23 protein-coding genes are annotated in these 23037 nt (G+C 72.4%); 11 read left to right on the top strand and 12 right to left on the bottom strand.

The window, feature by feature from the left end:
- Positions 1-7: 7 nt before the first annotated feature.
- The 5 genes from AC3A3L_RS13055 to AC3A3L_RS13075 form a co-directional block, all read right to left on the bottom strand.
- Complete coding sequence (locus AC3A3L_RS13055; protein WP_487640460.1) at positions 8-904, bottom strand: carbohydrate ABC transporter permease; 897 nt, start codon at positions 902-904, stop codon at positions 8-10.
- On the bottom strand, positions 901-2199 hold the full coding sequence (locus AC3A3L_RS13060) for an ABC transporter substrate-binding protein (RefSeq protein WP_487640461.1): 1299 nt from the start codon (positions 2197-2199) through the stop codon (positions 901-903). Before AC3A3L_RS13060 ends, AC3A3L_RS13055 begins: the two co-directional genes overlap by 4 nt.
- 74 nt (positions 2200-2273) lie before the next feature.
- A complete protein-coding gene (locus AC3A3L_RS13065; protein ID WP_487640462.1) occupies positions 2274-2783 on the bottom strand; it encodes a mycothiol transferase in 510 nt (169 codons plus the stop codon).
- A 4-nt stretch (positions 2784-2787) separates the two neighbouring features.
- Complete coding sequence (locus AC3A3L_RS13070) at positions 2788-3027, bottom strand: hypothetical protein (protein ID WP_487640463.1); 240 nt, start codon at positions 3025-3027, stop codon at positions 2788-2790.
- Positions 3028-3080: 53 nt separating this feature from the next.
- Positions 3081-4214 carry a serine hydrolase domain-containing protein gene (locus tag AC3A3L_RS13075; RefSeq protein WP_487640464.1) on the bottom strand — a complete coding sequence of 378 codons (1134 nt, stop codon included), beginning with the start codon at positions 4212-4214 and terminating at the stop codon, positions 3081-3083.
- Between the two features lie 22 nt (positions 4215-4236).
- Here AC3A3L_RS13075 and AC3A3L_RS13080 point away from each other — a divergent pair, with 22 nt between their 5' ends.
- The 6 genes from AC3A3L_RS13080 to AC3A3L_RS13105 all read left to right on the top strand — a co-directional run bounded on the left by AC3A3L_RS13080 (position 4237) and on the right by AC3A3L_RS13105 (position 9710).
- On the top strand, positions 4237-5064 hold the full coding sequence (locus tag AC3A3L_RS13080; protein ID WP_487640465.1) for an oxidoreductase: 828 nt from the start codon (positions 4237-4239) through the stop codon (positions 5062-5064).
- Entirely contained in the window at positions 5065-5682 is a 618-nt protein-coding gene (locus AC3A3L_RS13085) for a nucleoside/nucleotide kinase family protein (protein WP_487640466.1), read from the top strand.
- Between the two features lie 92 nt (positions 5683-5774).
- A complete protein-coding gene (locus tag AC3A3L_RS13090; protein ID WP_487640467.1) occupies positions 5775-6911 on the top strand; it encodes a flavin-containing monooxygenase in 1137 nt (378 codons plus the stop codon).
- Positions 6912-6930: 19 nt separating this feature from the next.
- Positions 6931-8538, top strand: coding sequence for a LuxR C-terminal-related transcriptional regulator (locus tag AC3A3L_RS13095; protein WP_487640468.1), 1608 nt, complete (start codon positions 6931-6933; stop codon positions 8536-8538).
- A 103-nt stretch (positions 8539-8641) separates the two neighbouring features.
- Entirely contained in the window at positions 8642-8941 is a 300-nt protein-coding gene (locus tag AC3A3L_RS13100) for a hypothetical protein (protein WP_487640469.1), read from the top strand.
- A 118-nt stretch (positions 8942-9059) separates the two neighbouring features.
- Positions 9060-9710, top strand: coding sequence for an endonuclease/exonuclease/phosphatase family protein (locus AC3A3L_RS13105; protein WP_487640470.1), 651 nt, complete (start codon positions 9060-9062; stop codon positions 9708-9710).
- Positions 9711-9714: 4 nt separating this feature from the next.
- On the opposite strand, the gene AC3A3L_RS13110 is transcribed toward AC3A3L_RS13105, so the two are convergent.
- Positions 9715-10983: a TY-Chap domain-containing protein gene (locus tag AC3A3L_RS13110; RefSeq protein ID WP_487640471.1), complete on the bottom strand. Its 1269-nt coding sequence runs from the start codon at positions 10981-10983 to the stop codon at positions 9715-9717.
- 203 nt (positions 10984-11186) lie between these two features.
- Between AC3A3L_RS13110 and AC3A3L_RS13115 the strand changes: the two genes are divergently transcribed.
- Together AC3A3L_RS13115 and AC3A3L_RS13120 are read left to right on the top strand one after the other, a co-directional pair.
- Positions 11187-11780 (top strand): hypothetical protein, encoded by a 594-nt coding sequence (locus tag AC3A3L_RS13115; protein WP_487640472.1) that lies wholly within the window; start codon positions 11187-11189, stop codon positions 11778-11780.
- Between the two features lie 132 nt (positions 11781-11912).
- Positions 11913-13100, top strand: a complete 1188-nt coding sequence (locus AC3A3L_RS13120; protein ID WP_487640473.1) for a zinc-dependent alcohol dehydrogenase — start codon at positions 11913-11915, stop codon at positions 13098-13100.
- Positions 13101-13114: 14 nt separating this feature from the next.
- On the opposite strand, the gene AC3A3L_RS13125 is transcribed toward AC3A3L_RS13120, so the two are convergent.
- From AC3A3L_RS13125 to AC3A3L_RS13135, 3 genes are all read right to left on the bottom strand, one after another.
- Positions 13115-13300, bottom strand: coding sequence for a type II toxin-antitoxin system antitoxin (locus AC3A3L_RS13125; protein WP_487640474.1), 186 nt, complete (start codon positions 13298-13300; stop codon positions 13115-13117).
- A gap of 56 nt (positions 13301-13356) precedes the next feature.
- Positions 13357-14334: an SPFH domain-containing protein gene (locus tag AC3A3L_RS13130; protein WP_487640475.1), complete on the bottom strand. Its 978-nt coding sequence runs from the start codon at positions 14332-14334 to the stop codon at positions 13357-13359.
- A 100-nt stretch (positions 14335-14434) separates the two neighbouring features.
- Positions 14435-15703 carry a glycosyltransferase gene (locus AC3A3L_RS13135; protein ID WP_487640476.1) on the bottom strand — a complete coding sequence of 423 codons (1269 nt, stop codon included), beginning with the start codon at positions 15701-15703 and terminating at the stop codon, positions 14435-14437.
- Positions 15704-15790: 87 nt separating this feature from the next.
- Between AC3A3L_RS13135 and AC3A3L_RS13140 the strand changes: the two genes are divergently transcribed.
- Positions 15791-16378, top strand: a complete 588-nt coding sequence (locus AC3A3L_RS13140; RefSeq protein ID WP_487640477.1) for a TetR/AcrR family transcriptional regulator — start codon at positions 15791-15793, stop codon at positions 16376-16378.
- A 13-nt stretch (positions 16379-16391) separates the two neighbouring features.
- Here AC3A3L_RS13140 and AC3A3L_RS13145 read toward each other — a convergent pair whose 3' ends face one another.
- Both AC3A3L_RS13145 and AC3A3L_RS13150 read right to left on the bottom strand, forming a co-directional pair.
- Positions 16392-17012, bottom strand: coding sequence for a VC0807 family protein (locus tag AC3A3L_RS13145; RefSeq protein WP_487640478.1), 621 nt, complete (start codon positions 17010-17012; stop codon positions 16392-16394).
- The gene (locus AC3A3L_RS13150; RefSeq protein ID WP_487640479.1) at positions 17009-17599 is read right to left on the bottom strand and encodes a TetR/AcrR family transcriptional regulator; all 591 of its coding nucleotides are present in this window, start codon (positions 17597-17599) and stop codon (positions 17009-17011) included. The genes AC3A3L_RS13145 and AC3A3L_RS13150 overlap by 4 nt, the downstream gene beginning before the upstream one ends.
- A gap of 130 nt (positions 17600-17729) precedes the next feature.
- On the opposite strand from AC3A3L_RS13150, the gene AC3A3L_RS13155 reads away from it, so the two are divergent.
- Entirely contained in the window at positions 17730-18668 is a 939-nt protein-coding gene (locus AC3A3L_RS13155) for an acyl-ACP desaturase (protein ID WP_487640480.1), read from the top strand.
- Between the two features lie 62 nt (positions 18669-18730).
- On the opposite strand, the gene AC3A3L_RS13160 is transcribed toward AC3A3L_RS13155, so the two are convergent.
- Positions 18731-19459, bottom strand: coding sequence for a hemerythrin domain-containing protein (locus AC3A3L_RS13160; RefSeq protein WP_487640481.1), 729 nt, complete (start codon positions 19457-19459; stop codon positions 18731-18733).
- Between the two features lie 97 nt (positions 19460-19556).
- Between AC3A3L_RS13160 and AC3A3L_RS13165 the strand changes: the two genes are divergently transcribed.
- The gene (locus AC3A3L_RS13165) at positions 19557-22973 is read left to right on the top strand and encodes an ATP-binding protein (RefSeq protein WP_487640482.1); all 3417 of its coding nucleotides are present in this window, start codon (positions 19557-19559) and stop codon (positions 22971-22973) included.
- Positions 22974-23037 lie beyond the last annotated feature (64 nt).

Below are 23037 nucleotides of genomic sequence, written 5' to 3' on the forward strand. Positions count from 1 at the left end.
CGCGTCGTCACGTTCCCTTCTGGGTCAGCGCGAGCGCCCGCCGCTGCAGGACCGTCACGGCGAGGATGATCGCCATGAAGAGCAGCGACTCGGCTGCGGCGTAGCCGAACTCGGAGTTGGTGAACGTCGTGTAGATGCGGGTGGACAGGATGTCGAGCGAGCGGCGCGGTGGGTTGCCGCCCAGGCCGAGGATCAGGTCGAAGGCCTTGAACGACTGGATCGTCGTGTAGGCGACGACGATCGCCGTCGTCGGCGCGACCAGCGGCCACGTGACGTGGCGGAACTGCTGCCAACGCCCGGCGCCGTCGAGCCGCGCGGCCTCGTAGAGGTCCTCGGGGATCTGCTGGAGGCCGGCGATGAAGATGACCATCAGCTGCCCGGCGTGCGCCCACACCTGGGTCATCGCGACCCAGTAGATCGCCTGGTCCGGGTCGCCGAGGAAGCCCGACTGCAGGGACTCGAGCCCGACCGCACCGAGCGCCTGGTTGATCGGCCCGACGTTGGGGTCGTAGACGAAGCGCCAGATGAAGGCCACCGACACCGACGACAGGATCGCGGGTAGGAAGTAGACCGAGCGCACGAAGACCGACACCTTCGTGTTGCGCAGCAGCATCAGCGCCAGGCCCAGTGAGAGCAGGGTCTGCAGCACCACGACGACGAGCAGGAACTTGAGGTTGTTGGTCAGGGCGTTGGTGAACAGCGAGTCGCCGCCGGTGGCGAGCTTGACGAGGTTGTCGGCGCCGACGCTCTCGTAGTCGGGGCTGAAGCCGTCCCAGTCGGTCGTGGCGTACTGCACCGCCTGCACCGTCGGGATGACGAAGAAGACGACGTAGAGGACGACCGCGGGGAGGGGGAAGAGGTAGAGGGCCGGGTGGGGGCGTCCCGGCCCGGTCAGCTTCTTCATCCGATCTGCTCGTCGACGATCTTCTGGGCCTCCTCGGCTGCCCGCTCAGGGGACTGGCCGCCGACGACCGCCACGCACGCGGCCTCGACGGCAGCCTCCACGTCGAGGTCGAGGAACTGGTAGCGGGGAGCCAGGGCGGTGTTCCTCGACAGCCACGGCTCGATGCGCTTGAGGTCCTCGTTCGTGTACTCCACGCCGTCGACCGTCACGTGCTGCGCGGTGCCGTTGGCGTACTCCCCCGCGACCTCGGGGTCGGACAGGTGCTCCAGCCAGGCGACGGCTGTCTCCTGCTTCTCGGAGCTGCTGTTGACGCCGAGGATGAACGTCGCGTTGTGCACGCCCTCGAAGCGCGCCTCCTCGGCGGTCGTGGTGATCGGCGCGAGGATGTCCATCGCGAACTCCGCACCCAGGGCGCGGGTGGCCGCGATGTGGTAGCTGCCGGTCGCGAGCATGCCGGCCTTCTGCTCGGTGAAGAGCTGCTGCAGCGGCTCGGGGGCGCTGCCGGAGGCGTTCTTCTGCATGTACGGCGCCAGCTCGGCGTACTGGCCCAGCGTCTTGAGGAACCAGTCGTCGGTGCACTTGTACTCGCCGGCCTCGATCTTCGTGCCGAAGTCGTCGGAGGGGGCGTTGTTCATCGTCATCGAGTTGAACAGCTGCGCGGCGTTGCCGGCGTCGCCACCGGGCCACGCGATCGGGGTGACGCCGGCCGACCTGAGCTGCTCGCACAGCGCGAGGAACCCGTCCCAGTCCTGCGGGAGCTCGGAGACGCCGGCCTCCTCGAAGAGGTCGACGTTGTAGATCGGCTGGAGGAAGACGACCTGGTAGGGCAGGCCGTGCTGGACGTCGTCCTTCTGCCCGACCGGGGTGAAGCGGTCGCTGTAGGCGGAGACGAAGTCCTGGTCGGTGAGCTCGGCGAAGAGGCCGGCGGAGACCATGTCCTCGAACTGCGCACCCCGGAACGCGGTGAACGCGTCACCGACCTCGCCGCCGCGCAGCCGCTGGATCGCGCTGGACTGGTAGTCCTGCGACGGCGAGATGTCCTGCTTCACCCCGGCGTCGCCGTTGGCCTCGACGAAGCCCGCGATGATCTTGTCGAAGACCTGCTGGTCCTCGGCGCGCCAGTGCGCGAAGGAGATCGTGTCGGTCGCGGACCCGCCCGTCGGCGCGGCCCCGCCGCCGCTGGAGGTCGAGCCCGGACCGGCGCAGGAGCTGGCGGCGTACGCGATGCCCGCGGCCCCCACCAGTCCCATGAAGCCTCGGCGGTCGATGCTGAACGGGCGGTGGGAGGAGGGCATGGTGATTCCTTTCGGCCTTGACAACTAACTCGACTAGGTTAGTCGGGTTAGGGATGGCCTCGACACCGCCCCCGTCAGGACGTGCGTGACCCGAGAAGTCCCTTCACGTAGGCAGCCTGCCCCAGATGCTGCAGGCAGTCACCCTGGATGCTGATCAGCCGCTGCCCCGCGGTGACCGGCGGGTCCCACCGCTGGTCGACCTCGCGCTCGAGCTCCGCCTCGTCGACGGTCTGCAGGTAGCGCGCGGTTGCGAGCGTGATGTCGTGGTGGTACTCGACGAGCAGCGCCGGGTCCTCGATCCGCAGCGCGTCGACCTGCTCGCTCGTGTGGCCGAAGCCGATGTCGTCGGTGCCGTTGGGCAGGCGGAAGCGGTCCTGGAACCGCTCCCAGACCTGCGTCTCGCCGGCGAGGTCGGCGACGTGGTCGTCCTGCACCCGCGCCAGGTGCCACAGCAGCCACCCGACCGGGTTGCCGGTGCCGCCCGGACGGTGGTGGAGCGTCTCGTCGTCGAGACCCTCGGCGATGCCGGCGTACAGCTCGGTGATCCGGCCGAAGCCCTCGGTCAGCAGTCCGCGTACGTCCATGACGTCACTCCACCGGCGCCGCGGACCTGACCTGCGGAGCAGACGACTTCTCGTCCTTCATGCCGTCGATCTCCGCGAGGATGCGCGTGCGTTCGTCGTCGCTCACCGACACCTTCGCCTTGGCCAGCCCCTGGTCGAGCTGCTCGGCGATGGTGCTGTCCTCCGCGCTGTACTGCCAGGAGGAGACCTCGTCGACCACTCGCTGCGCGGCCTCGATCGCTGCCTGCTTCACCTCGTCAGTCATGCGACCCACCGTAGTGAGGCGCCGTGGCGGGACAACCGTCCAACGGGGTGTGCTCAGCCGGCCGTCACCGTCCAGAACGCCTCGAGCAGCTCCTCGACGCCGGGCGAGCCGAGCACCACCTGCGTCAGGAGGACGGCGACGGTGCCGTCGGGATGGACGTACGCCGACGTGCCGGTGCCGCCGACCCAGCCGTAGCGGCCGACCACGTTCCACGGGTCGATCGGCTCGGTGTCGACGCCACCGCCGAAGCCCCACCCCTGCCCGTCCAGGAAGAAGCCGCCCATCTCGCGGTGCCGCGCGGTGGTGTGGTCGGTCGTCATCAGCCGCACCGAGCCCGCGGAGAGGACGCCGCCGCGCGGGCCTTCTCCTCCGGCGACCAGCATCCGGCCGAAGGCGAGCCAGTCGTCCGCGGTGGTGACGAGCCCGCCCGACCCGGAGGGGAAGGTCGGCGGGCGGGTGAAGAACCCGTCGGGCTCGTCGCGCACGACCAGCGCGCCGTCGTCGGCGCCGTACATCGTTGTGAACCGGTCGACCTTGTCTGCGGGCACGTGGAAGCCGGTGTCCACCATGCCGAGCGGCTCGAGCAGCCGCTCGGCCATCACGTCGGCGAGGTCCTGTCCGGCCGCACGCGCCACGAGGACGCCGAGCACGTCGAAGGACGCGTTGTAGGTCCAGCCGTCGCCGGGCTGGTGCATCAGCGGGATCGTCGCGAGGCGGCGCATCCACTCGTCGGGCTCCGGCACCTCGTGGACGTCGTCCGCGGCCTGGTGCAGCCGTTCCATGAGCAGCGGCGTCACCGCCGACTCCCACGTGCTGAAGCCGTGGCCAGCCGTCCCGGTGAGCAGGTGCCGTGCGGTGATCGGGCGCTCGCACGCGACCGTGTCGTCGATCGGGCTCTCGAGCGTGCGCAGCACCCGCGGCTCCGCGAGCTCGGGGAGCAGGTCGGCGACCGGGGCGTCGAGGTCGATGCGGCCGTCCTCGACCAGCGTCATCGTCAACGCAGCCATCACCGGCTTGGTGATCGACGCCCCGCGGAACAGCGAGTCACGCGCCATCGGCGTGCCGCTCGAGCCCTGGGTGCCGAGGACGACGACGTCGGCGCGCTCCCCCCGCGCCACGAGGGCGACGAGGCCCGGGATGTCGCCGGAGTCCACGAACGGTCGCAACGTCTCCTCGAGGTCGGGCATGTGCCGACCGTACGCTCGTCACATGACCTCCCCCGTCGCGCTGGTCACCGGTGGCTCGTCCGGCATCGGCGAGAGCACCGCCCGCGCCCTGCTCGCCAAGGGCTTCGTCGTGTACGCCGTCGCCCGCCGCGTCGACCGGATGGCCTCACTGTCCGACCTCGGCGTGCACACCTTCGCCATGGACGTCACCGACGACGCCTCGATGGTCGCCGGCATCGACCGGATCGTCGACGAGCAGGGGCGGATCGACGTCCTCGTCAACAACGCCGGCTACGGCTCGTACGGCGCCGTCGAGGACGTCCCGATCGACGAGGCGCGCCGGCAGTTCGAGGTGAACGTCTTCGGCCTGGCCCGCCTCGTCCAGCTCGTCACACCGCACATGCGCGCCCAGCGGTCCGGGCGGATCATCAACATCTCCTCGATCGGCGGGAAGTTCTACGAGCCGTTCGGCGCCTGGTACCACGCCACGAAGTTCGCGGTGGAGGGCTTCAGCGACAGCCTCCGGATGGAGCTGCGCCCCTTCGGCGTGCAGGTGGTCCTCATCGAGCCCGGTCCGATCCGCACGGAGTGGAACGAGATCGCCCGGGACTCGCTGCTCGAGCGGTCCGGCGACGGCCCCTACTCGTCGTACGCCCGCCACGCGCACGGCGTCATGGAGCGCTTCGACGAGCCGGAGCGCGCCTCGACCCCCGACGAGGTGGCGGACAAGATCGTGAAGGCCGCGCTGGCGAAGCGTCCCGCCGCGCGCTACCCGGTCGGTCGCGGCGCACGGGTGATCACCACGTCGCGCGACCTGCTGCCGGACCGGGTCTTCGACGAGGTCGTGAGCCGGACCTACGGGACGCGGTAGGTGCTGACCTCGCTCGTCGCCCGCGCGCGGGCGCTCGTCCCGCCCGAGGGTCGAGCGGTGCTCGGTGTCACCGGACCACCCGGGGCCGGCAAGTCGACGCTGACCGCTGCCCTGCTCGAGTCGCTCGGCCCCGACGTCGCCCACCTGCCGATGGACGGTTTCCACCTCGCCGACGTCCAGCTCGACCGCCTCGGAAGGCGCGACCGCAAGGGCGCACCGGACACCTTCGACGTCGACGGGTTCGTCGCGACGCTGCGGCGCCTTCACGACGAGCCCGACCGCACGCTGTTCGCGCCCGGCTTCGAGCGCGAGCTCGAGCAGCCGATCGCCGCGGCCGTCGCCATTCCTCCGACCGCTCGGCTCGTGGTCACCGAGGGCAACTACCTCCTGCTGCCGTCCGGCGGCTGGGAGCGCGTACGCCCCCTGCTCGCTGACGTGTGGTTCGTCGAGGTCGACGACGACGTACGCCGTGAGCGGCTGGTCCGCCGGCACGAGCAGTTCGGCAAGCCCGCCGACGCAGCGCGCGCCTGGGTGGACCTGGTCGACGAGCCCAACGCGCAGCTCGTGCGGGCGACGCGCGAGGCGGCTGACCTGGTCGTCACCCTCGACGCCCTCTGACAGCCCGATGGGTGGATCCACCCATCTGCGGCTGTCCGAGATGGGCATCGCGCCCGACGCGCGCCGGGACGTCGGCGAAATAGCGTCGCGGCATGGACACCGACGACACCATCACAGACACCACTACCGACATCGACACCGTGGTCATCGGCGCGGGCCAGGCCGGCCTCGCGACCGGCTACCACCTGCAGCGCCGCGGCATCCCCTTCGTCATCCTCGATGCCGCGGGCCGCATCGGCGACAACTGGCGCCGCCAGTGGGACAGCCTGAGGCTCTACTCGCCGTCGCACGTCGACGGCCTCCCGGGCCTGCCGTTCCCCGCTCCGCGCTGGACCTTCCCGGGCAAGGACGCGGTGGGGGACTACCTCGAGACCTACGCCCGCACCTTCGACCTGCCGGTGCGCCTCGGCACGCGGGTGCGGGCACTCGACGCCGACGGCGACGGCTACGTCGTCTCCACCGACCGCGGTCGGTGGACCTGCCGCAGCGTCGTCGTGTGCACCGGGACGTTCGGCCGCACCGGCGCGGTCCCCGACCTCGCGGCGGAGCTCGACCCGGCGATCCTGCAGCTGCACTCCAGCGAGTACCGCCGCCCCGGCCAGGTCAACGACGGCCCCGTGCTGGTCGTCGGGGCGAGCCACTCCGGCACCGACATCGCCTACGAGCTCGCCCAGACGCACCCGACGATCCTCGCCGGTCGCGACTGCGGCGAGATCCCGCCGCGGCTCGGGTCGCCCGCGTTCCGCGTCGTCTTCCCGGTCATGCTCTTCGCCTGGCGGCACGTGCTGACCCGCCGCACCCCGATGGGACGCAAGCTGGTCGGCGAGCTGCGCAACCACGGCGGGCCCATGCTGCGCGTGAAGCGGCGCGACCTGATCGAGCGCGGGGTCGAGCGCGTCACCAGCCGGGTCGAGGAGGTCCGCGACGGACGCCCGGTGGTCGACGGGACGCCGCGCGACGTCTCGACCGTCGTGTGGGCCACCGGCTTCCGGCAGACCTTCGACTGGATCCACCTGCCCGTCCTGGGAGCGGACGGCTGGCCGAAGGAGATGCGCGGCGTCGTCGCCGACGAGCCGGGACTGTTCTTCTGCGGCCTGTGCTTCCAGTACGCGTTCAGCTCGATGGTCCTGCCCGGTGTCGGTCGCGACGCGGCGTACGTCGCCGACCGGGTCACGGTCCGCTCCCGCAGGCTGGGGAAGCCCATGACGAGCCTGCCCGCGGCGGCCTGAGCGGACGTACCCTCGGACCGTGAGTCAGGCCTCTGACCACTTCGCGCGCGGTGACTGGCAGGCCGCGTACGACGCGTGGTCCCGCGAGGGGCTCGACGGCCTCGACGCCGACGAGCTCGACCGGTTCGGCACGGCCGCCGGACTCCTCGGCCACCACGACGACCTGGTCCGCGCGCTCCAGCGCGCGTTCCGCCGCAACCAGGAAGACGGCGACCCGTGCCAGGCGGTGCGGTGCGCCTTCCGCCTCGCGATGAGCGCGTCGAGCCACGGCGAGCCGGCCCTCGCGGCCGGCTGGACGGCCCGGGCGGCCGACCTGGTCGAGGAGATCGGCGAGGACTGCGCCGAGCGCGGCTGGGTCGCGTTCCTGCTGATGTTCCGTGCGATCGGCGAGGGCGACTTCGCGGCCGCACAGACCTGTGCCGACGAGGCCAACGCCGCCGGTCGCCGCTTCCACGACAGCGACCTGATCGCCACGAGCACCTGCGCACAGGGCCGCGTCGCCCTCTACTCCGGACGGTTCGCCGAGGGTCTCGCGCACCTCGACGAGGCGATGGTGCGCGTGATCGCCGGGGAGGCCACGCCGTTCACGGCCGGCAACGTCTACTGCACCGCGATCGAGGGCGCCCAGGAGATCAGCGACTTCGCCCGGGTGGCCGAGTGGACGACAGCTCTCGAGCGCTGGTGCGACGCCCAGCCCGGGCTGCTCGCCTTCACCGGCCAGTGTGCCGTGCACCGCGGCCAGCTCCTGAGGCTGCACGGCACCTGGGACGACGCCCTGCGCGAGTACGCCCGCGCCGCCGAGCGCTACGCGCAGCTCGGCACCCACGACGCCATCGGCCTGACCGCCATCGAGACGGGCGACGTGCTCCGCCTGCGAGGGGACCTGTCGGGGGCGGACGAGGCCTACCAGCGCGCCGCCGACCTCGGTGTCGACCCGCAACCGGGGCTCGCGCTGCTGTGGTCGGCGAGCGGCCGCAACGAAGCGGCGCGTGCCGCGGTCGACCGTCTGCTGGCCGCCCCGGCCGGTCCGGTGCAGCGGTGCCGGCTGCTGCCGGCAGCGATCGAGGTGCTGCTGGCGTGCGGACAGGTCGAGCCGGCGCGGGTGCTCGCGGAGGAGCTGTCCTCGCTGGCGGACTCGTCGGGCGCCACGGCGCTCGTCGCCTCGGCCGCCCAGGCACTCGGTGCAGTCGAGCTCGCCGCCGGGGACGCCGCGGGCGCGCTGCCCTACTTCCGCAAGGCCCACCAGCTGTGGACCAGGTCCGCAGCGACGTACGACGCCGCCGTCGCGCGCCTCTCCGTCGGTCGCTGCCTGCTGGCCCTCGCCGACCCGTCCGCCGAGCACGAGCTCACCGCCGCGCGCACCGTCTTCCGGCAGGTCGGGGCTGCGCCGATGGCCGACCTCGCCTCCTCGCTCCTGGCCCCCGCAACCCTCCCCGGGGGCCTGACCGCCCGCGAGGTCGAGGTGCTCCGCCTCGTCGCGTCGGGTCGCAGCAACCCGCAGATCGCGGCCGAGCTGGTGCTGAGCGAGAAGACGGTCGCCCGCCACCTCTCCAACATCTTCGCCAAGCTCGACGTCGGCTCGCGCACGGCTGCGGCGGCGTACGCCTTCGAGCGCGGACTGGTGTGAAGAAGACGTGACGAGGATGGGTCGTCCTTCGCACCCGGCCCCCGCGGCAGGATGCACGTTTCGGCCGATGCGTCGCGGAGGGTGGCGGGCCTAGCGTCGCGACATGGACACGACACTGCCGATGATCGCCGGGACGGTCTCCACGATCGTCTTTGCCGGCAGCGTCCTGCCGATGCTCCGCAAGGCGCTCCGGACGCGCGAGCTGTCGTCCTACAGCTTCGGCAACATCGCCCTGGCCAACGTCGGCAACGCTATCCACTCCGTGTACGTCTTCAACCTGCCGCCGGGTCCGATCTGGGTCCTGCACACCTTCTACGTGGGCAGCTCTGCCCTGATGCTGTTCTGGTACCTCCGGAGTCGTCAGGCGCACCGGGAAGCGGCCGTGCCGGTGGGCGCGCCGTGACCGTTCCGGGGTGCACGCCTTCTCCCGCCGACGACTACCGCGCAGCAGTCCCGCGCTACCTGTGACCGACGTCCGGACCTGTGCGCGCGGAATGAGGTCCTTCCGACAGGATGCGGGCGTGCGCATCGGGACGTGGAACCTCGCCGGACGCTGGTCGGACGAGCACCGGAGGCTCCTCCTCGACGCCGACTGCGACGTCTGGCTGCTGACCGAGGTCAACGAGCGGACGTGCCTGCCCGGCTACGCGATCAGCACGTCGCGGGCCACGATGGCTCGCCGCCGCCGGTGGGCCGCGGTCGCGAGCCGCCAGCCGATGACATCGAGCCCGGACCCACACCCCGCGAGCGCTGCGGCACAGGTCGGCGCGACCACGTACGTCAGCTCGGTGCTGCCCTGGAAGTCGTGCGGGTCGCGCCACCCGTGGGTCGGCGACCGTCACGCCGTCAAGACGAAGCACGTTGTCGACGACCTCCTGCTCCGCCTCCACGCCGCCGGCTCGCTCGTGTGGGGAGGCGACTGGAACCACGCCATGCAGGGTCGTGAGTACGCCGGCTCGCAGGGCGGTCGCCGCGAGATCACCCGTGCACTCGACGAGCTCGGTCTCGTGGTCCCGACCGCAGAGCTCGCCCATCCCATCGAGGGCCTGCTCTGCATCGACCACATCGCCGTCCCGCAGGGCACCAAGGCGAGCGGTCGCCGGACAGCGGCCGTGCACGAGGGCAAGCGGCTGTCGGACCACGACGCCTACGTCGTCGACACCGACCTCTGAGCCGTCACCTCCCGGTCCCGGCCTCGTCCTCGTCGAAGAGCGCGAGCTGGTCGAGCTGCACCTTGCGGACGGGGGCGTCGACCATCAGGCGCAGCCCGGCGCGCATGCGAGCCGCCAGGTCGCGGAGGTAGTCGTGCCGCGCCTGCAGCACCTTCTCCTTGCTGCGCTGTCCGGCAGCGCGCGCCTCGCGCACCCGCGTGCGGGTCTCGCGGCGACGCTTCTCGGTGATCCGGATTGCCTTGAGCAGCAGGCCGGTGTCGTTGGCGTAGATCCGCACCATCGCGGCCGGCCCCACCGAGCCCCGGTCGTCGCGCTCGAGCTCGGCCATCACGGCGTACGCCGTCGCGAACCGGTCGCCGGGCCGCTCGCCCGTGGGCTCGGGCGCAGTGCGGACGCGCTTGCCGAGGTCACCTGCCCAGCCGTCGACCTGCGACAGCAACCGGAGGATCTCGGTCCGGACCGCGGACGGCAGTGCCGCCTCGAGCCCCAGCTCGCGCGTCACGCTGATGCGCTGCTCGGCGAGCGAGAACGTCAGGCCGAGCTCGGTGCGGTTGAGCCGGTCGACCTCGACGAGCGCGGCGTGCCGGTCGGCGACGCCGTCGACCAGGACGCACGACAGCAGCACCCGCGGGGCGCTGTTGTTGACCGACACCCAGACGAGGCGGTCCCTCGTCGGGAGCGGGAGGTCACCGTCGTCGTCCCACGCGGGCGCCTCGTCGTAGGTGCCGGCGACCGCGAGGTCGACGACTGCCCGCACCTCGTCGACGGACGTGGGCCGGACGACCTCGTCCGGGTCGGGCACGGCCCGCTCGGGCTCCGGCGGCAGAGGGCGTACGGCACCCTCCGGCTCGAGCCCGTCGGCGTCGAGGTAGACCGGGTGGAGCACGCCGTGCACCTCGCGCAGCGCCCGGACGACCATCACGGCGGCACGGTCCGCCTCACGCTGCTCGAGGTCGATCCAGAAGTTGGTCTCGCCCTCCGACCAGTCCTCGGCCTCGGGCCGGTGGAACCCGATGCGCTCGAGGGCACGCTCCTGCTCCTCGTCGAGCTCGCACGCGGCCGCGAGGTGGACGTTGCTCACCGCCTCGACACGGACCACCCCGGCACCACCCGCCACCTGGCAGTAGGGCGCAGCCCCCGCCTCGTGCTGCTGGGGGACCTCGACGACGACCGAGTCGTCCTCCCCCAGGCTCGCGACGCGATCGCCCAGCCGCTGGCGGAACGCCCGCCACGCAGTCTCGACCGCGTCGTCCCACCGATGCCCCAGCTCCATCTCCGACCCCTCACCGGATCGCCCCCGCGACCCCCACGACGACGACCCTAGGGACGACCACCGACAGTGCGGATCCTCCGCCGGACGGGCGGTCCAGACCGATCCGCCGTTCCTGTGACCGACCCGCGCATCGGCGTAGATTCGAGGACTGCCCTCCCACCCCCGATCCCGAGAGGTGGGTGACCACACCGAGGAGGGGCAGCGTGTTCATCCAGATCATCCAAGGCAGGTGCACGCGCCAGCAGGAGCTCCACGAGCACCTGGACATGTGGCGCAACGAGCTCAGCTCCGGAGCACAGGGCTGGCTCGGAGGGACCTACGGGTTCACCGACGACGACATGTTCGTGGGCGTCGTCCGATTCGATTCGCGGGAAGCCGCGATGTCCAACTCCGGCAGGCCCGAGCAGGACGCCTGGGCCGCCCGCATGATGGAGCTCTTCGACGGCCCCGTCGAGTTCCACGACTGTGACGACGTCACCCTCCTGATGGACGGTGGGTCCGACAGCGCGGGCTTCGTCCAGGTCATCCGGGGCAAGGTCGACGACGTCGACCGGCTCAGGTCGATGATGACCGCCGACACCGACTCGTTGCACGAGATGCGTCCCGAGATCCTCGGCGGCACGCTCGCCATCGAGCCGGACGGCACCTTCACCGAGACCGTGGCCTTCACCAGCGAGGACGCGGCCCGGCAGGGTGAGCAGATGGAGCCGCCGGCCGAGATGCGGTCCGACCTCGAGTACGCCATGGCGGACGCGCAGTTCTACGACCTGCACCGCCCCTGGTTCGCGTCGCGCTGAGACGTGCCTGCGGGTGCACCGGGGCGCTCGGGAGCCCCGGGGACGTCGTACCCCGCCCGTCGTTGCATGCACCACGCGCCCTCGGGTACGGAACGCCTTCGACCACCCCCGACCCGAAGGCGGTTCAGCGCGATGAAGGCAGTCACCTGGCAGGGCGTCCACGACATGCAGGTCACCGAGGTCCCCGACCCCCGCATCGAGGAGCCCACGGACGCGATCATCAAGATCACCTCGACCGGCCTGTGCGGCTCCGACCTGCACCTCTACGAGACCCTCGCGCCCTTCATGGAGGCCGGTGACATCGTCGGCCACGAGCCGATGGGCATCGTCGAGGAGGTCGGGTCCGGGGTCAGCAACCTGAAGGTCGGCGACCGCGTCGTCGTCCCGTTCAACGTCTGCTGCGGCTCGTGCTGGATGTGCGGACAGGGCCTCTACAGCCAGTGCGAGACCACGCAGAACCACGAGCACGGCACCGGCGCGAGCTTCTTCGGCTACAGCAAGCTCTACGGCCAGGTCCCCGGCGGCCAGGCGGAGTACCTCCGTGTCCCGTTCGCCGACTTCCTGCCGGTCAAGGTGCCCCACGAGCACGCCGACGACCGCTTCCTCTTCCTGTCCGACGTCCTGCCGACCGCGTGGCAGGGGCTGCAGTACGCCGACGTGCCCGACGGCGGCACGCTGCTCGTCCTCGGCGCCGGCCCGATCGGTGACATGGCGGCGCGCATGGGCGTACGCGCCGGCCACCGGGTCTTCTCCGTCGACCGCGTGCCCGAGCGCCTCGCCCGGGTCGAGGCCTTCGGCGCCGAGCCGCTGAACTTCGACGACGCCAACGACGTGGGCAACGTCGGCGACATCATCCGGGAGGCCACCGGCGGCCGCGGCCCCGACGCCGTCATCGACGCGGTCGGCATGGAGGCCCACGGCTCCGGCGGCGCCCAGGTCGTGCAGAAGGCCGTCGGCCTGCTGCCCGACGCGGTCGCGGAGCCGATGATGAAGAAGGCCGGCCTCGACCGCCTCGCCGCGCTGCACACCGCCATCGACGCCGTACGACGCGGCGGCACGATCTCGATCTCCGGGGTCTACGGCGGGTCGGCCGACCCGATGCCGATGTTCCAGCTCTTCGACAAGCAGGTCCAGGTCCGCATGGGCCAGGCCAACGTGCGCCGCTGGACCGACGAGCTGCTCGCCATGCTGGTCGAGGACGACCCCTTCGGCGTCGACGCCTTCGCCACCCACCACCTCCCCCTCACGGAGGCCCCCGACGCCTACGCGCACTTCCAGAAGAAGGAGGACGGCATGGTCAAGGTGGTCTTCCAGCCCTGAGCCCCGAGGCGGGGTCAGTCCTCCCTGTCCTTCGGGGGACGCCCCCGCCTCGGCACCGGACCTGCGTCACGCGGGGCCCGGCCGGCGGCCCGCAGCGCGTCGCGCAGGACCAGCTCGATCTGGGCGTTGACGCTCCGCAGGTCGTCGGCCGCCCAGCGCTGCAGTGCGGAGTGGACAGCAGGGTCGAGGCGCAGCAGCACGGACTTGCGCTCCGCGCCTCGCCTGGGGGCCGGCCCCCCCGCCTGCTCGCCCACGATCAGGTGTACAGGGATCCGGTGTTGACGACGGGCGTCGTGCCGCGTTCGGAGCAGAGCACCGTGAGCAGGTTGGACACCATGGCTGCCTTGCGCTCGGCGTCGAGCTCGACGATGTCCTTGCGCTCCAGCTGCTCGAGCGCGCTCTCGACCATGCCGACCGCGCCGTCGACGATCTTCTCGCGCGCGGCGATGACCGCCGAGGCCTGCTGCCGCTGCAGCATCGCCTGCGCGATCTCGGGGGCGTACGCGAGGGCCGAGATCCGCACCTCGATGACCTCCAGGCCGGCCAGGGCGATCCGCTCCGCGACCTCCGCGGCGAGCTCCGCGGAGATGACCTCGGTGTCGCCGCGCAGGGTGACCTCGGTGGCGGCGTTGTCGTAGGGGTGGCTCATCGCCACGTGCCGCAGGGCCGACTCGGCCTGCACCGCCACGAAGTCCTCGTAGTCCTCCACCGCGAAGGTCGCCCGCGCCGTGTCGGCCACCTGCCACACGACGATGGCCGCGATGTTGACCGGGTTGCCGTCCGCGTCGTTGACCTTGAGCTCGTTGGTCTCGAAGTTGTGCACGCGGACCGAGACGTTGCGCCGGGTGGTCAGCGGGACGGTCATCCGCAGCCCCTGCTTGCGCACGGTGCCGACGTAGCGGCCGAAGAACTGGACGACCCGCGTCTGCCCCGGCGCCACGATCGTCAACGAGGCGGAGAGCAGGAGCCCGAGGACACCGATCGCCATGCCGCCGACGATGAGCCCGATGCCGCCACGTCCGGCGTCCGCGTCGATGATGCCCGCGACCGTCATCCAGCCGCCCAGGCCCAGGAGCACGAGCGACACCGCGAGCCCGGCGAAGCCGTCGACCGACCACGCCTCCCGCTCGGTCACGTCCACCCGCGTGCCCTCGTGCCCCACCGGGTGTCCGGCCGGCGGGCCACCCTCCGACTCGCCGGTCTCCCCCTGCTGCACTGCCCGGTCCCCGTCCATGCCCCAACCCCTCTCCAGAATGTGATGGCAAATAGATATCACATTCTGCGTGCGGACGCCCGCCGGAGGTGGGGTCTCCGACGGGCGTCCGCGGTGGTGGTCAGCGACCCGCTGCGTCGCCCTCCTGGCCGGCGGCCCTGACCGCGGGGCGTACGAGCGACAGCGCAGCGTCGGCGAAGCGGGCGGGCGCCCCGGACGGGTCCAGCCGGCGGGACACCCCGCGCGCCTGGTCGGCCATGTCCATCGCCTGCCGGACCGCGCCCCGAAGGCGCTCGGGCGTGAGTCGTGACGCCTTCAGCGAGACGCCGGCACCCGCCTCGGTCACCCGCCGGGCAATCTCCGGTTGGTCGCGACCGAAGGGGACGACGACGCTCGGCACCCCGGCGGACGCCGCCTTGGTGACGATGCCCATGCCGCCGTGGCAGACGACCGCCGCCGCCTGCGGGAGCACGTGGCCGTGGGGCACGAAGCGCTCGACCCGCACGTTGCCCGACGTGGTGACGGCGGCCTGGTCGTAGGCGTCGGCCAGCGTGACCAGGACCCGGACGGGCTCGTCACGCAGCGCCTCGGCGGCAACCCGGGCCAGCTGCTCGTCACCCTGGTAGTCCGTCGAGCAGGTGACGAGGACCCACGGGTCGCCGGGCTCGTCGAGGTACGCCGGCCGCTCGGCAGGCGGCTCCCACGGCTGGCTCCCGACGAGGTGGATGTTGTCCGGCAGGTCGTGCCGGGCGTACTCCAGCGGCTCGGAGGTGAGCGCCAGGATGGTGTTGGGCGGGCGCCAGTTGTCCAGCGGGGTGGACAGCTCGCGGAGACCGAGCTCGCGGCGCAGCTGGTTGAGACCGGGCAGCATCGCCTTGCCGAACATCCGCTCCACCACCTTCCACATCACCCGGTCGCGCGCGGCTCCGAGTGGCCCGCGGGCGGGCTTCATCCCGAGCCCGTAGGCCGGCACGCCCTTCCCGGGGACCGGGACCACGGTCGGCATGAGGACCGCACGCGGCAGGTCGAGCCGCTCGGCCTGGAGCTGGGCGCCGTACGCGTTCACGTCGACGAGGACGACGTCGGGGCCGAACGAGTCGACTGCCGCCAGGAAGTCGGGGCCGTCGTGGCGGCCGCGGCCGATGAGATCGACCTGCCCGGCGTGCAGGCGGTCCGCGTCGGTGGCGGCCCGGTAGTCGGTGATCGGCACGGCGATCACCTCGGGCGCGACGGGCGAGGCATCGAGGCCCGCCACCTGGAGGACCGGCACCAGCGAGGGCAGGGTGCGGACGTCGACGGCGTGGCCGCGGCGCTGCAGCTCGAGCAGGCCCGGCACCAGCGGCAGGGTGTGGCCGACGGCGGGCGAGACATAGGCGAGGAAGCGGGTCATGGGTGGACTCCTGGACGGAACTGGCGTTTTGATTAGTGTCCCGCTATATTGATTTGTGTCAAGCGCAAATTGAAGGGTGGTCCAGACATGGCACGCCGCTACGAGATGACCGGCCGGGCCGCGGCGATGCAGCGCACCCGCGAGGCGATCCTCGACGCCGCGGTCGAGCTCTTCGCGCCTGCCTGGTTCGACGAGGTGACCCTCGCCGACGTGGCGCGCGCGGCCGGTGTCTCCCAGCAGACGGTGGTCAACCACTTCGGCAGCAAGATCGGGCTCTACCTGACCGGGGTGTCCGAGCGCTTCGCCCCCGCGCTCGCCGAGCTCCGCTCGCAGGCGGTGCCCGGCGACGTGGCCTCGATAGTCGGGACCGCCGTCACCGACTACGAGGCCTCTGGCGACGCGACGTTCCGCCTCGTCGCGCTCGCCGGCCGGATGCCCGAGCTGGACCAGGTCCTCGACACTGGCCGCCGCGCGCACCGCGAGTGGGTCGAGCACGTCTTCGCCCCCCAGCTGAAGGGGCTGCGCGGCAAGCGGCGCGAGCGCACGGTCGTCCTGCTCGCCACCTCCCTCGACGTGCTCACGTGGAAGGCGCTGCGGCGCGACCAGGGGCTCGGCCCCGACGCGACCGCCGACCACCTGCGGGTCCTCGTCGAGGGCGTGCTGGGCGCCGCGTGAGCGCAGGGTCGCGTCAGCCGACGGGCATCCGTCGCCGCCTCCCGAGGGCACCCGCTCGCACGTAGACCACGGTCGTCACGACGTTGAGCACGACGGCGGTCGCGACGTACATCCCGACGTTGAGCCCGGGCACGACGTCGGGAGGGAGCGTGTACGCCATCACCACCCGCCCGCCGGCGTCGAGCAGCGTGCCGATCGCCCAGAGGGTGCTCGACGTGCGCCACATCTGCCGGAACCACGACTCGCGCTCCCACAACCCCTCCCAGTCGCCGGGCCAGCCGAGCCGACCCTCCACCATCGGCCGGGCGAACTGGTAGGCCAGCGGTCGGTCGGCCCACCACAGGCTGGCGACGAACCACAGGCCGACACCGCTGGTGACGAGGGCGTCCTTGGCGAGCAGGAACCGCTCGTCGCCGGGCAGCAGGGAGATCGCGAAGCTCGCGAAGAGCAGGACCGTGAAGAACGCCTCGAGACCGCTTGGCCGGATGCCCCGGACCAGTGACACGCACGCCGGCACGAGCGACAGCACGGCGCCGACGACGAGCGCCGCGTAGACGCTGACGCCGAGGTGGCGCATCAGGTAGTAGAGCGCGGTCGACCCGACGATGCCCAGGGCCGGTCGCACGAGCGTCATGCGTCGGCCCTCGTCGCGCGGTCGAACAGCTCGACCAGCTCGGCGGCGTACGCCGTGCAGTCCGGGCCGGGGTCGGCCTGCAGCTGGAAGGGCACGGCCTCCACGGCCCGCTGGATCGTGCTGGCCATGACGTGGGTGTCGAAGTCGCGCATCACCCCGGAGTGCTGGCCGTCGGCGAGGATCCGCTCGAGGTGGCTGACGTCGCTCGGCGCCGGTCGGCCGTCACCCCAGGCGCCGGACAGCACCACCTGCAGCAGGGCGGCCATCGGGGCGCGGTGCGAGTCGGCGTACCCCACCACGCCCTCGATGTACGCCGCGAGGCGTGCGCCCGGCGACTCCGCCGCCATCACCAGTGCGCCCACGTGGCGGCCGATGTCGTCGACGACGTGCTCGACCAGGGCGGCGACCAGCTCAGCCTTGCCCGCGAAGTGGTAGCTGATCAGCCGGGTGCTCGACAGGCCGGCCCGCTCGGCGATCCGCACGAACGACGCCCGGGCGAAGCCCTCCTCCGCGACCACCGCAATCGTCGCCTCGACGATCTGGGCCCGCCGGGCGGTCGCCGCGGCCGAGCGCTCGGTTACTTGCATGAGTAAGACGCTAGCGCCGGTGGTCGTCGCGTCGCAATGCCCTCCTGAGCCCTATCCACCGGCCCGCCCGCGGGTGTAGGCAAGGAGGGCGAGGCGGCTCGTCCTCGCGCCCGCCGGACGAGGAGATGGCATGGCCGCACTCGAGAGCACCCAGCTGCTGACCGAGCTCGAGCCGGTGGTCGAGGAGAACCTCAACCGGCACCTCGCGATGGCCGACGAGTGGATGCCGCACGAGTACGTCCCGTGGAGCCTGGGCCGGGACTTCGCGGACCTCGGTGGCGAGCCGTGGGAGCTGGCGCAGTCACAGCTGTCCCCCATCGCGCGCACCGCGCTCGAGGTCAACCTCCTCACCGAGGACAACCTCCCGAGCTACCACCGCGAGATCGACCGGGCCTTCGGCCGCGACAGCGCGTGGGGCACCTGGGTGAACCGGTGGACGGCTGAGGAGGGCCGGCACGCGTTCTGCATCCGCGACTACCTCCTCGTCACGCGCGGCGTCGACCCCGTCGAGCTCGAGCGCGCCCGGATGGAGACGATGGAGACGGGCTACGAGGCGATGGACAAGTCGCTGCTCAACGTCTGCGCGTACGTCTCCTTCCAGGAGCTCGCCACCCGCGTCTCGCACCGCAACACCGGCAAGTACACCGAGGAGCCGATCGCCGACAAGCTGCTCGCCCGCGTCGCCAAGGACGAGAACCTCCACATGATCTTCTACCGCAACCTCGTCACCGCGGCCCTCGAGATCGCGCCCAGCCAGACGATGCGCGCGATCACCGAGGAGGTCGTCGGGTTCGAGATGCCCGGCAGCGTCATCCCGGGCTTCTCCCGCAAGGCGGTGCAGATGGCCAAGGCCGGGATCTACGACCTCCGCATCCACCACGACGACATCGTCACGCCGCTGTTGCGGCAGTGGGGCGTGTGGGAGCTGACCGGCCTGGACGAGGACGGCGAGGCCGCCCGCGACGAGCTCGCTGCCGCCGTCGCCGCGCTCGACGGTGAGGCGGCGCGGTTCGTCGAGCGGCGCGACGAGGCCGCGGCGAAGAAGGCGGCGCGCTCGGCCGCCGGCTGAGCAGGCCGGCCTGCACCGCTGGCCGGTGCCCCACCCGGCGTCGTACGACGCGTGAGCGAGGGTCAGGCGTACCGGAAGGCGAGCCGCTCGCCGCGCTCGTAGCGGCGTCGGAAGATCCGCAGGACGAGCCCGTAGCCGGGCGGGGTGGACTCGAGGAGGCGCTCGCGGGCGTCGGCCGGCACGCCGTCCATGGCCCACGGCAGGATGAACGGGACCGAGCGCAGCGGGTAGCGCTTCTCGACCGCCTTCTCGAAGGCCGCGTTCTCCTCCTCGCTCAGGGTGCGCTGCAGCATCGGCAGGGCGTGCTGCTCCTCGTGGGCGAGGTGCGACAGCAGCAGCTCGTGGGCGGCACCGAGCCGGATCTCGAGTGCGTTGCGGTGGTCGGCGCACGGGTGCTGGCTCATCGAGGAGAAGGCGTCACGCACGTTCGCGAGCGCGGGGTCGATGTAGGCATGCTCGTCCTCCATGTCGGCGAGCACCTTGATGTCGGTCGCGTTGCCAGCGGCCTCGGCGTGCTGCTGCAGCAGCGGCCACAGCTCGTCGTCCTCGGCTGAGTGGTGGTGGTGCAGCACGTCGGCCATCGCGACCCAGCGCCGCTCCAGCGCGGCCCACACCTCCCGCTCCGCGACCGGCGTGGCCTCCACGGCCGCGGCGAACCTGTCGAAGTCGCGCCGCAGGGCGTGGTGCATCACGTACATCCCCGTCTGGTCGTGCGGGCCCTCGGCGGTGTGTGCCTGACCGGGCAGGGTCAGCTGCGGGCGGTACGACGGGCTGGTGTCGGTGTGCTTCATCGGGTTCTCCTCGGCTGGTGGTGCGAGCACGATCTCCCCCGACTCTTGAGCCGCACTCCAGGGCGACTTGAGGTGCTTTCCCGCTACGTTGCTGCGCGTGTGGGTCCGTGTGCTCGGGACGAGCCAGGTGGCGCTCGCCGACGAGCCGGCAGCCACCGTGGCCGTCGGCGCCCGCAAGCCGCGCTCGGTGCTGGCCGCGCTCGCCCTCCGGCTCGGCAGCGACGTCCCGCCCGACGCCCTGGTCCGGCTGGTCTGGGGCGAGGACGCGCCCCGCGGCGCGCACGGCACCCTCCACTCCTACCTCTCCGGCGTACGGCGCGTCCTCGAGCCCGGCCTCGGCCCGCGGGAGAAGCCCCGGGTCCTGCTGACCAGCGACCACGGCTACCGGCTGGCGCTCGGCCGCGAGCACGTCGACGCTCACCGCTTCGCCGACGAGGTCCGCACCCTCCACCGGACCCTCGCACCCCTCGCCGGCCAGCTCACCACCGGGCCGAGCGACGACTGGCCCACCCGCGCCGAGGTCTCGCAGGGCGTGGACCGGCTCGAGGAGCTGCTGGCCCTGTGGACCGGTGACGCGTACGCCGACCTCCCCGACGAGCCCGAGGTCGTGCTCGAGCGCACGTCGCTCGACCAGCTCCGGCTCGACGCCGAGGAGGCGCGCGTCCTGGGCCTGCTCGCCCTCGGCGACCACGCGGTGGTGGTCGCCGCCACCGAGGAGGCGACGGCGAGGTACCCGCTCCGCGAGCGACTCTGGGCACTGCACGCGCTCGCCCTGACCCGATCCGGTCGGCAGGCCGAGGCCCTGTCCGCGCTGCGCCAGATCCGGTCCGTCCTGGCCGACGAGCTCGGCCTCGACCCCGGGCGCGAGCTGCGCGACCTCGAGCAGGCCGTGCTCGTCCAGGACCCCGCCCTGCACCAGTGGCTGCGGGCGAGCTCGAACGGCGCTGCGTCCGCCCCTGCGGCCGACTCCCCGGCCCCGTCCGCGGCCGCATCTCGGAGCGGTACGACGACGGGCTGGCCGACGGTCGGCCGCGAGGCCGAGGAGGCCGCCCTGCTCGACGTGCTGGCCGGCGCCGAGGCGGGCACCCCGGCGACCGCCCTGCTCGTCGGCGAGCCCGGCATCGGCAAGTCACGGCTGGTGTCCAGGGTCATGGCCGTGGCGCGCGAGCGCGGCTTCCGGGTGGCGACCGGCCGGTGCTCGCAGGACGACGGCGCCCCCAGCCTGTGGCCGTGGAGCCAGGCCCTGCGCGAGCTCGCCGGAGGCGACCTCGACAGCCACGTCGCGGAGCTGCTGGCCGGCGCACCGACGGGCACCGGCGAGAGCGCCGAGCGCGAGGCGTTCCGTGCCCGCGAGGCCCTGGCGCACGAGGTCACCTCCCGGTCGTCGTCCGGGCCGGTCCTGCTGGTGCTCGACGACCTGCACTGGGCCGACACCGCCAGCCTCAAGGTGCTGCGCCACCTCGTCACGAGCGCCGCGCCCGGCCAACACCTGGCGGTCGTCGTGACGCGGCGCAGGCTGCCCGAGCCGACCGGCGACCTGGCCGAGGTCGGCGAGGAGCTCGCCCGTCACCACGTCACCCGGCTGGACCTGTCGGGCCTGACGCCGGAGGAGGCCCGGAGCCTGGTGGACGCCGTGGCCGGCACCGACGTACCCGCCGAGGTGGTGGACGACTGGCACAGGCGGTCGGGCGGCAACCCGTACTTCCTGGTCGAGCTCGCCCGGCTCGACGCCCGCGACAGCACCACGCTTCCCGCGACCGTCCGGGACGTCATCGTGCGGCGCCTGCAGGACCTGCCCGAGCGGACCCGGCAGCTGCTCCTCCTCGCCGCAGTCCTCGGCCGACGGTTCTCGCTGGACCTGCTGGCGGCGGTGGCGGGCGAGCCGGCGGAGGACGTCGATGAGGTCCTGACACCGGCCCGCGAGGCGGGGCTGGTCGAGGACCCCGAGGCCGGGGTGGTGGCCTTCACGCACGCCCTCACCCGCGACGCCGTCGTCACGACCGCCAGCCCGTCGCGGCTCGCGCGGCTGCACGCCCAGGTCGCGCACACCCTCGCCGACGACGCAGCGGTCGGCGGGCTGGTCGGCCGCGACGAGCGCGTCGCCGAGCTCGCGCGGCACTGGCTCGCCGCCGGACCCACCCACGTCGGTCGGGCCTGGCGGGCGGCGGCCGACGCAGCGGCACAGGCCCGTCGTACCTTCGCGTGGGTCGAGGCCGAGCAGCTCGTCGCCGCCGCGATCGACGCGCACCGGCGCGACCCCCTCGGCACGACCGCCGAGCGGATCGACCTGCTGCTGACCCGGGCCCGCGACTGCCGACCCAACGCGGAGTGGGACCAGGTGCTGCCGTGCGCTGAGGAGGCGATGGCGCTGGCGCGGCGCGAGGACGACCTGCCGAGGCTGGCGGCAGCAGCAGCGGCCACCTCGGACGGATCGGTCTGGATGCCGCAGCAGTGGAACGACGTGCCGGAGGACGCCATCGAGGACCTGCGCTGGGCGATGGCCGAGCTGCCCCACGGTGACTCGGCGGAGCGCTGCAGGGTCATGCTCGCGCTCGCGGTGCTGCTCTACTACGCCCCCTCGGCCGAGGCGGAGGTGCGGGCGCTCACCGAGGAGGGCGTCGCCATGGCTCGCCGGATCGGCGATCCCGCGCTGCTGGCCTGGGCGGCGGAGTCCGCCTGGAAGGCCATCTGGACCCCGGCCCACGCCGAGGTCCGGCTCGAGCTGGCGCGAGATGCGCTCCACGCGACGAGGGAGGCCGCCGATCCGGATGCCGAGGTCGTCGCGTCGGTCCTGCTGACCGGCAACCTGCTCGAGCTGGGCGAGCAGGCGGCGTACGTCGACGCCGCGGCGGCGACCGCCCGCCTCGCGTCCCGCCGTCGCAACTCCTACGCCCAGGTGGCGCTGGGGTGGGTGGATCTCAGCCTCGCCTCGCTGCGGCGCACCCGCGCCGAGGTGGACCGGCTCGCCGCCGAGCTCCACGCGCTGCGGCCGCGACTGAACCCCGGCAACGAGGCGCTGCACCTGATGGGCATCCACCTGATGTCACACCTGTGGGACGAGGGCATCGGTGAGCTCATCGAGCCGATCACGGCCGCCATGGCGGTCGCGGACAACGACATGGCCGCCGACGTCCTGCTCCTCGCCATGGCCCGCGCCGGCGAGCCCGACCGGTTGCGCGCCCAGCTGGTCACCCCGGTCACGCACCGGGTGGACAACTGGAGCAGCACGAGCACCTGGTGCTCCGTCGCCGAGGCCGCCGCCGTCGCAGGCGACGTACCGCTGGCCGGGCGGATGGCCGCGCGCCTGGCGCCGCTCCACGGTCGGATCTCGATCAGCGGCATCTCGACCGTGATGGGCCCGGTCGACGGCTACCTCGCGCTCGCCCTTGCGGCCACGGGCCGCATGCACGAGGCCGCCGACGCGGCGGCACGTGCGCTGGAGCAGTCCGACGCGTGGGGATTCACGGCGTACGCCGACTGGCTGGGCGAGCGCCGCGAGCGACTCGGCTTCTGAGGGGTTGGGAACGCTCTTGGGTCGAGCACCCAAGCGCCGTCCAAGTACGCCCGAAGGTGGCGGC

This window comes from Nocardioides sp. Soil_C_8 (assembly GCF_057656315.1).

Excerpts from the sequence above, each read along its gene's own strand:
- AC3A3L_RS13060 (WP_487640461.1), bottom strand. The coding sequence starts at position 2,199 with ATGCCCTCCTCCCACCGCCCGTTCAGCATCGACCGCCGAGGCTTCATG.
- AC3A3L_RS13110 (WP_487640471.1), bottom strand. The coding sequence starts at position 10,983 with ATGGAGCTGGGGCATCGGTGGGACGACGCGGTCGAGACTGCGTGGCGG.
- AC3A3L_RS13055 (WP_487640460.1), bottom strand. The coding sequence starts at position 904 with ATGAAGAAGCTGACCGGGCCGGGACGCCCCCACCCGGCCCTCTACCTC.
- AC3A3L_RS13145 (WP_487640478.1), bottom strand. The coding sequence starts at position 17,012 with ATGACGCTCGTGCGACCGGCCCTGGGCATCGTCGGGTCGACCGCGCTC.
- AC3A3L_RS13130 (WP_487640475.1), bottom strand. The coding sequence starts at position 14,334 with ATGGACGGGGACCGGGCAGTGCAGCAGGGGGAGACCGGCGAGTCGGAG.
- AC3A3L_RS13100 (WP_487640469.1), top strand. The coding sequence starts at position 8,642 with ATGGACACGACACTGCCGATGATCGCCGGGACGGTCTCCACGATCGTC.
- AC3A3L_RS13135 (WP_487640476.1), bottom strand. The coding sequence starts at position 15,703 with ATGACCCGCTTCCTCGCCTATGTCTCGCCCGCCGTCGGCCACACCCTG.
- AC3A3L_RS13075 (WP_487640464.1), bottom strand. The coding sequence starts at position 4,214 with ATGCCCGACCTCGAGGAGACGTTGCGACCGTTCGTGGACTCCGGCGAC.
- AC3A3L_RS13155 (WP_487640480.1), top strand. The coding sequence starts at position 17,730 with ATGGCCGCACTCGAGAGCACCCAGCTGCTGACCGAGCTCGAGCCGGTG.
- AC3A3L_RS13080 (WP_487640465.1), top strand. The coding sequence starts at position 4,237 with ATGACCTCCCCCGTCGCGCTGGTCACCGGTGGCTCGTCCGGCATCGGC.
- AC3A3L_RS13140 (WP_487640477.1), top strand. The coding sequence starts at position 15,791 with ATGGCACGCCGCTACGAGATGACCGGCCGGGCCGCGGCGATGCAGCGC.
- AC3A3L_RS13070 (WP_487640463.1), bottom strand. The coding sequence starts at position 3,027 with ATGACTGACGAGGTGAAGCAGGCAGCGATCGAGGCCGCGCAGCGAGTG.
- AC3A3L_RS13150 (WP_487640479.1), bottom strand. The coding sequence starts at position 17,599 with ATGCAAGTAACCGAGCGCTCGGCCGCGGCGACCGCCCGGCGGGCCCAG.
- AC3A3L_RS13065 (WP_487640462.1), bottom strand. The coding sequence starts at position 2,783 with ATGGACGTACGCGGACTGCTGACCGAGGGCTTCGGCCGGATCACCGAG.
- AC3A3L_RS13120 (WP_487640473.1), top strand. The coding sequence starts at position 11,913 with ATGAAGGCAGTCACCTGGCAGGGCGTCCACGACATGCAGGTCACCGAG.
- AC3A3L_RS13090 (WP_487640467.1), top strand. The coding sequence starts at position 5,775 with ATGGACACCGACGACACCATCACAGACACCACTACCGACATCGACACC.
- AC3A3L_RS13160 (WP_487640481.1), bottom strand. The coding sequence starts at position 19,459 with ATGAAGCACACCGACACCAGCCCGTCGTACCGCCCGCAGCTGACCCTG.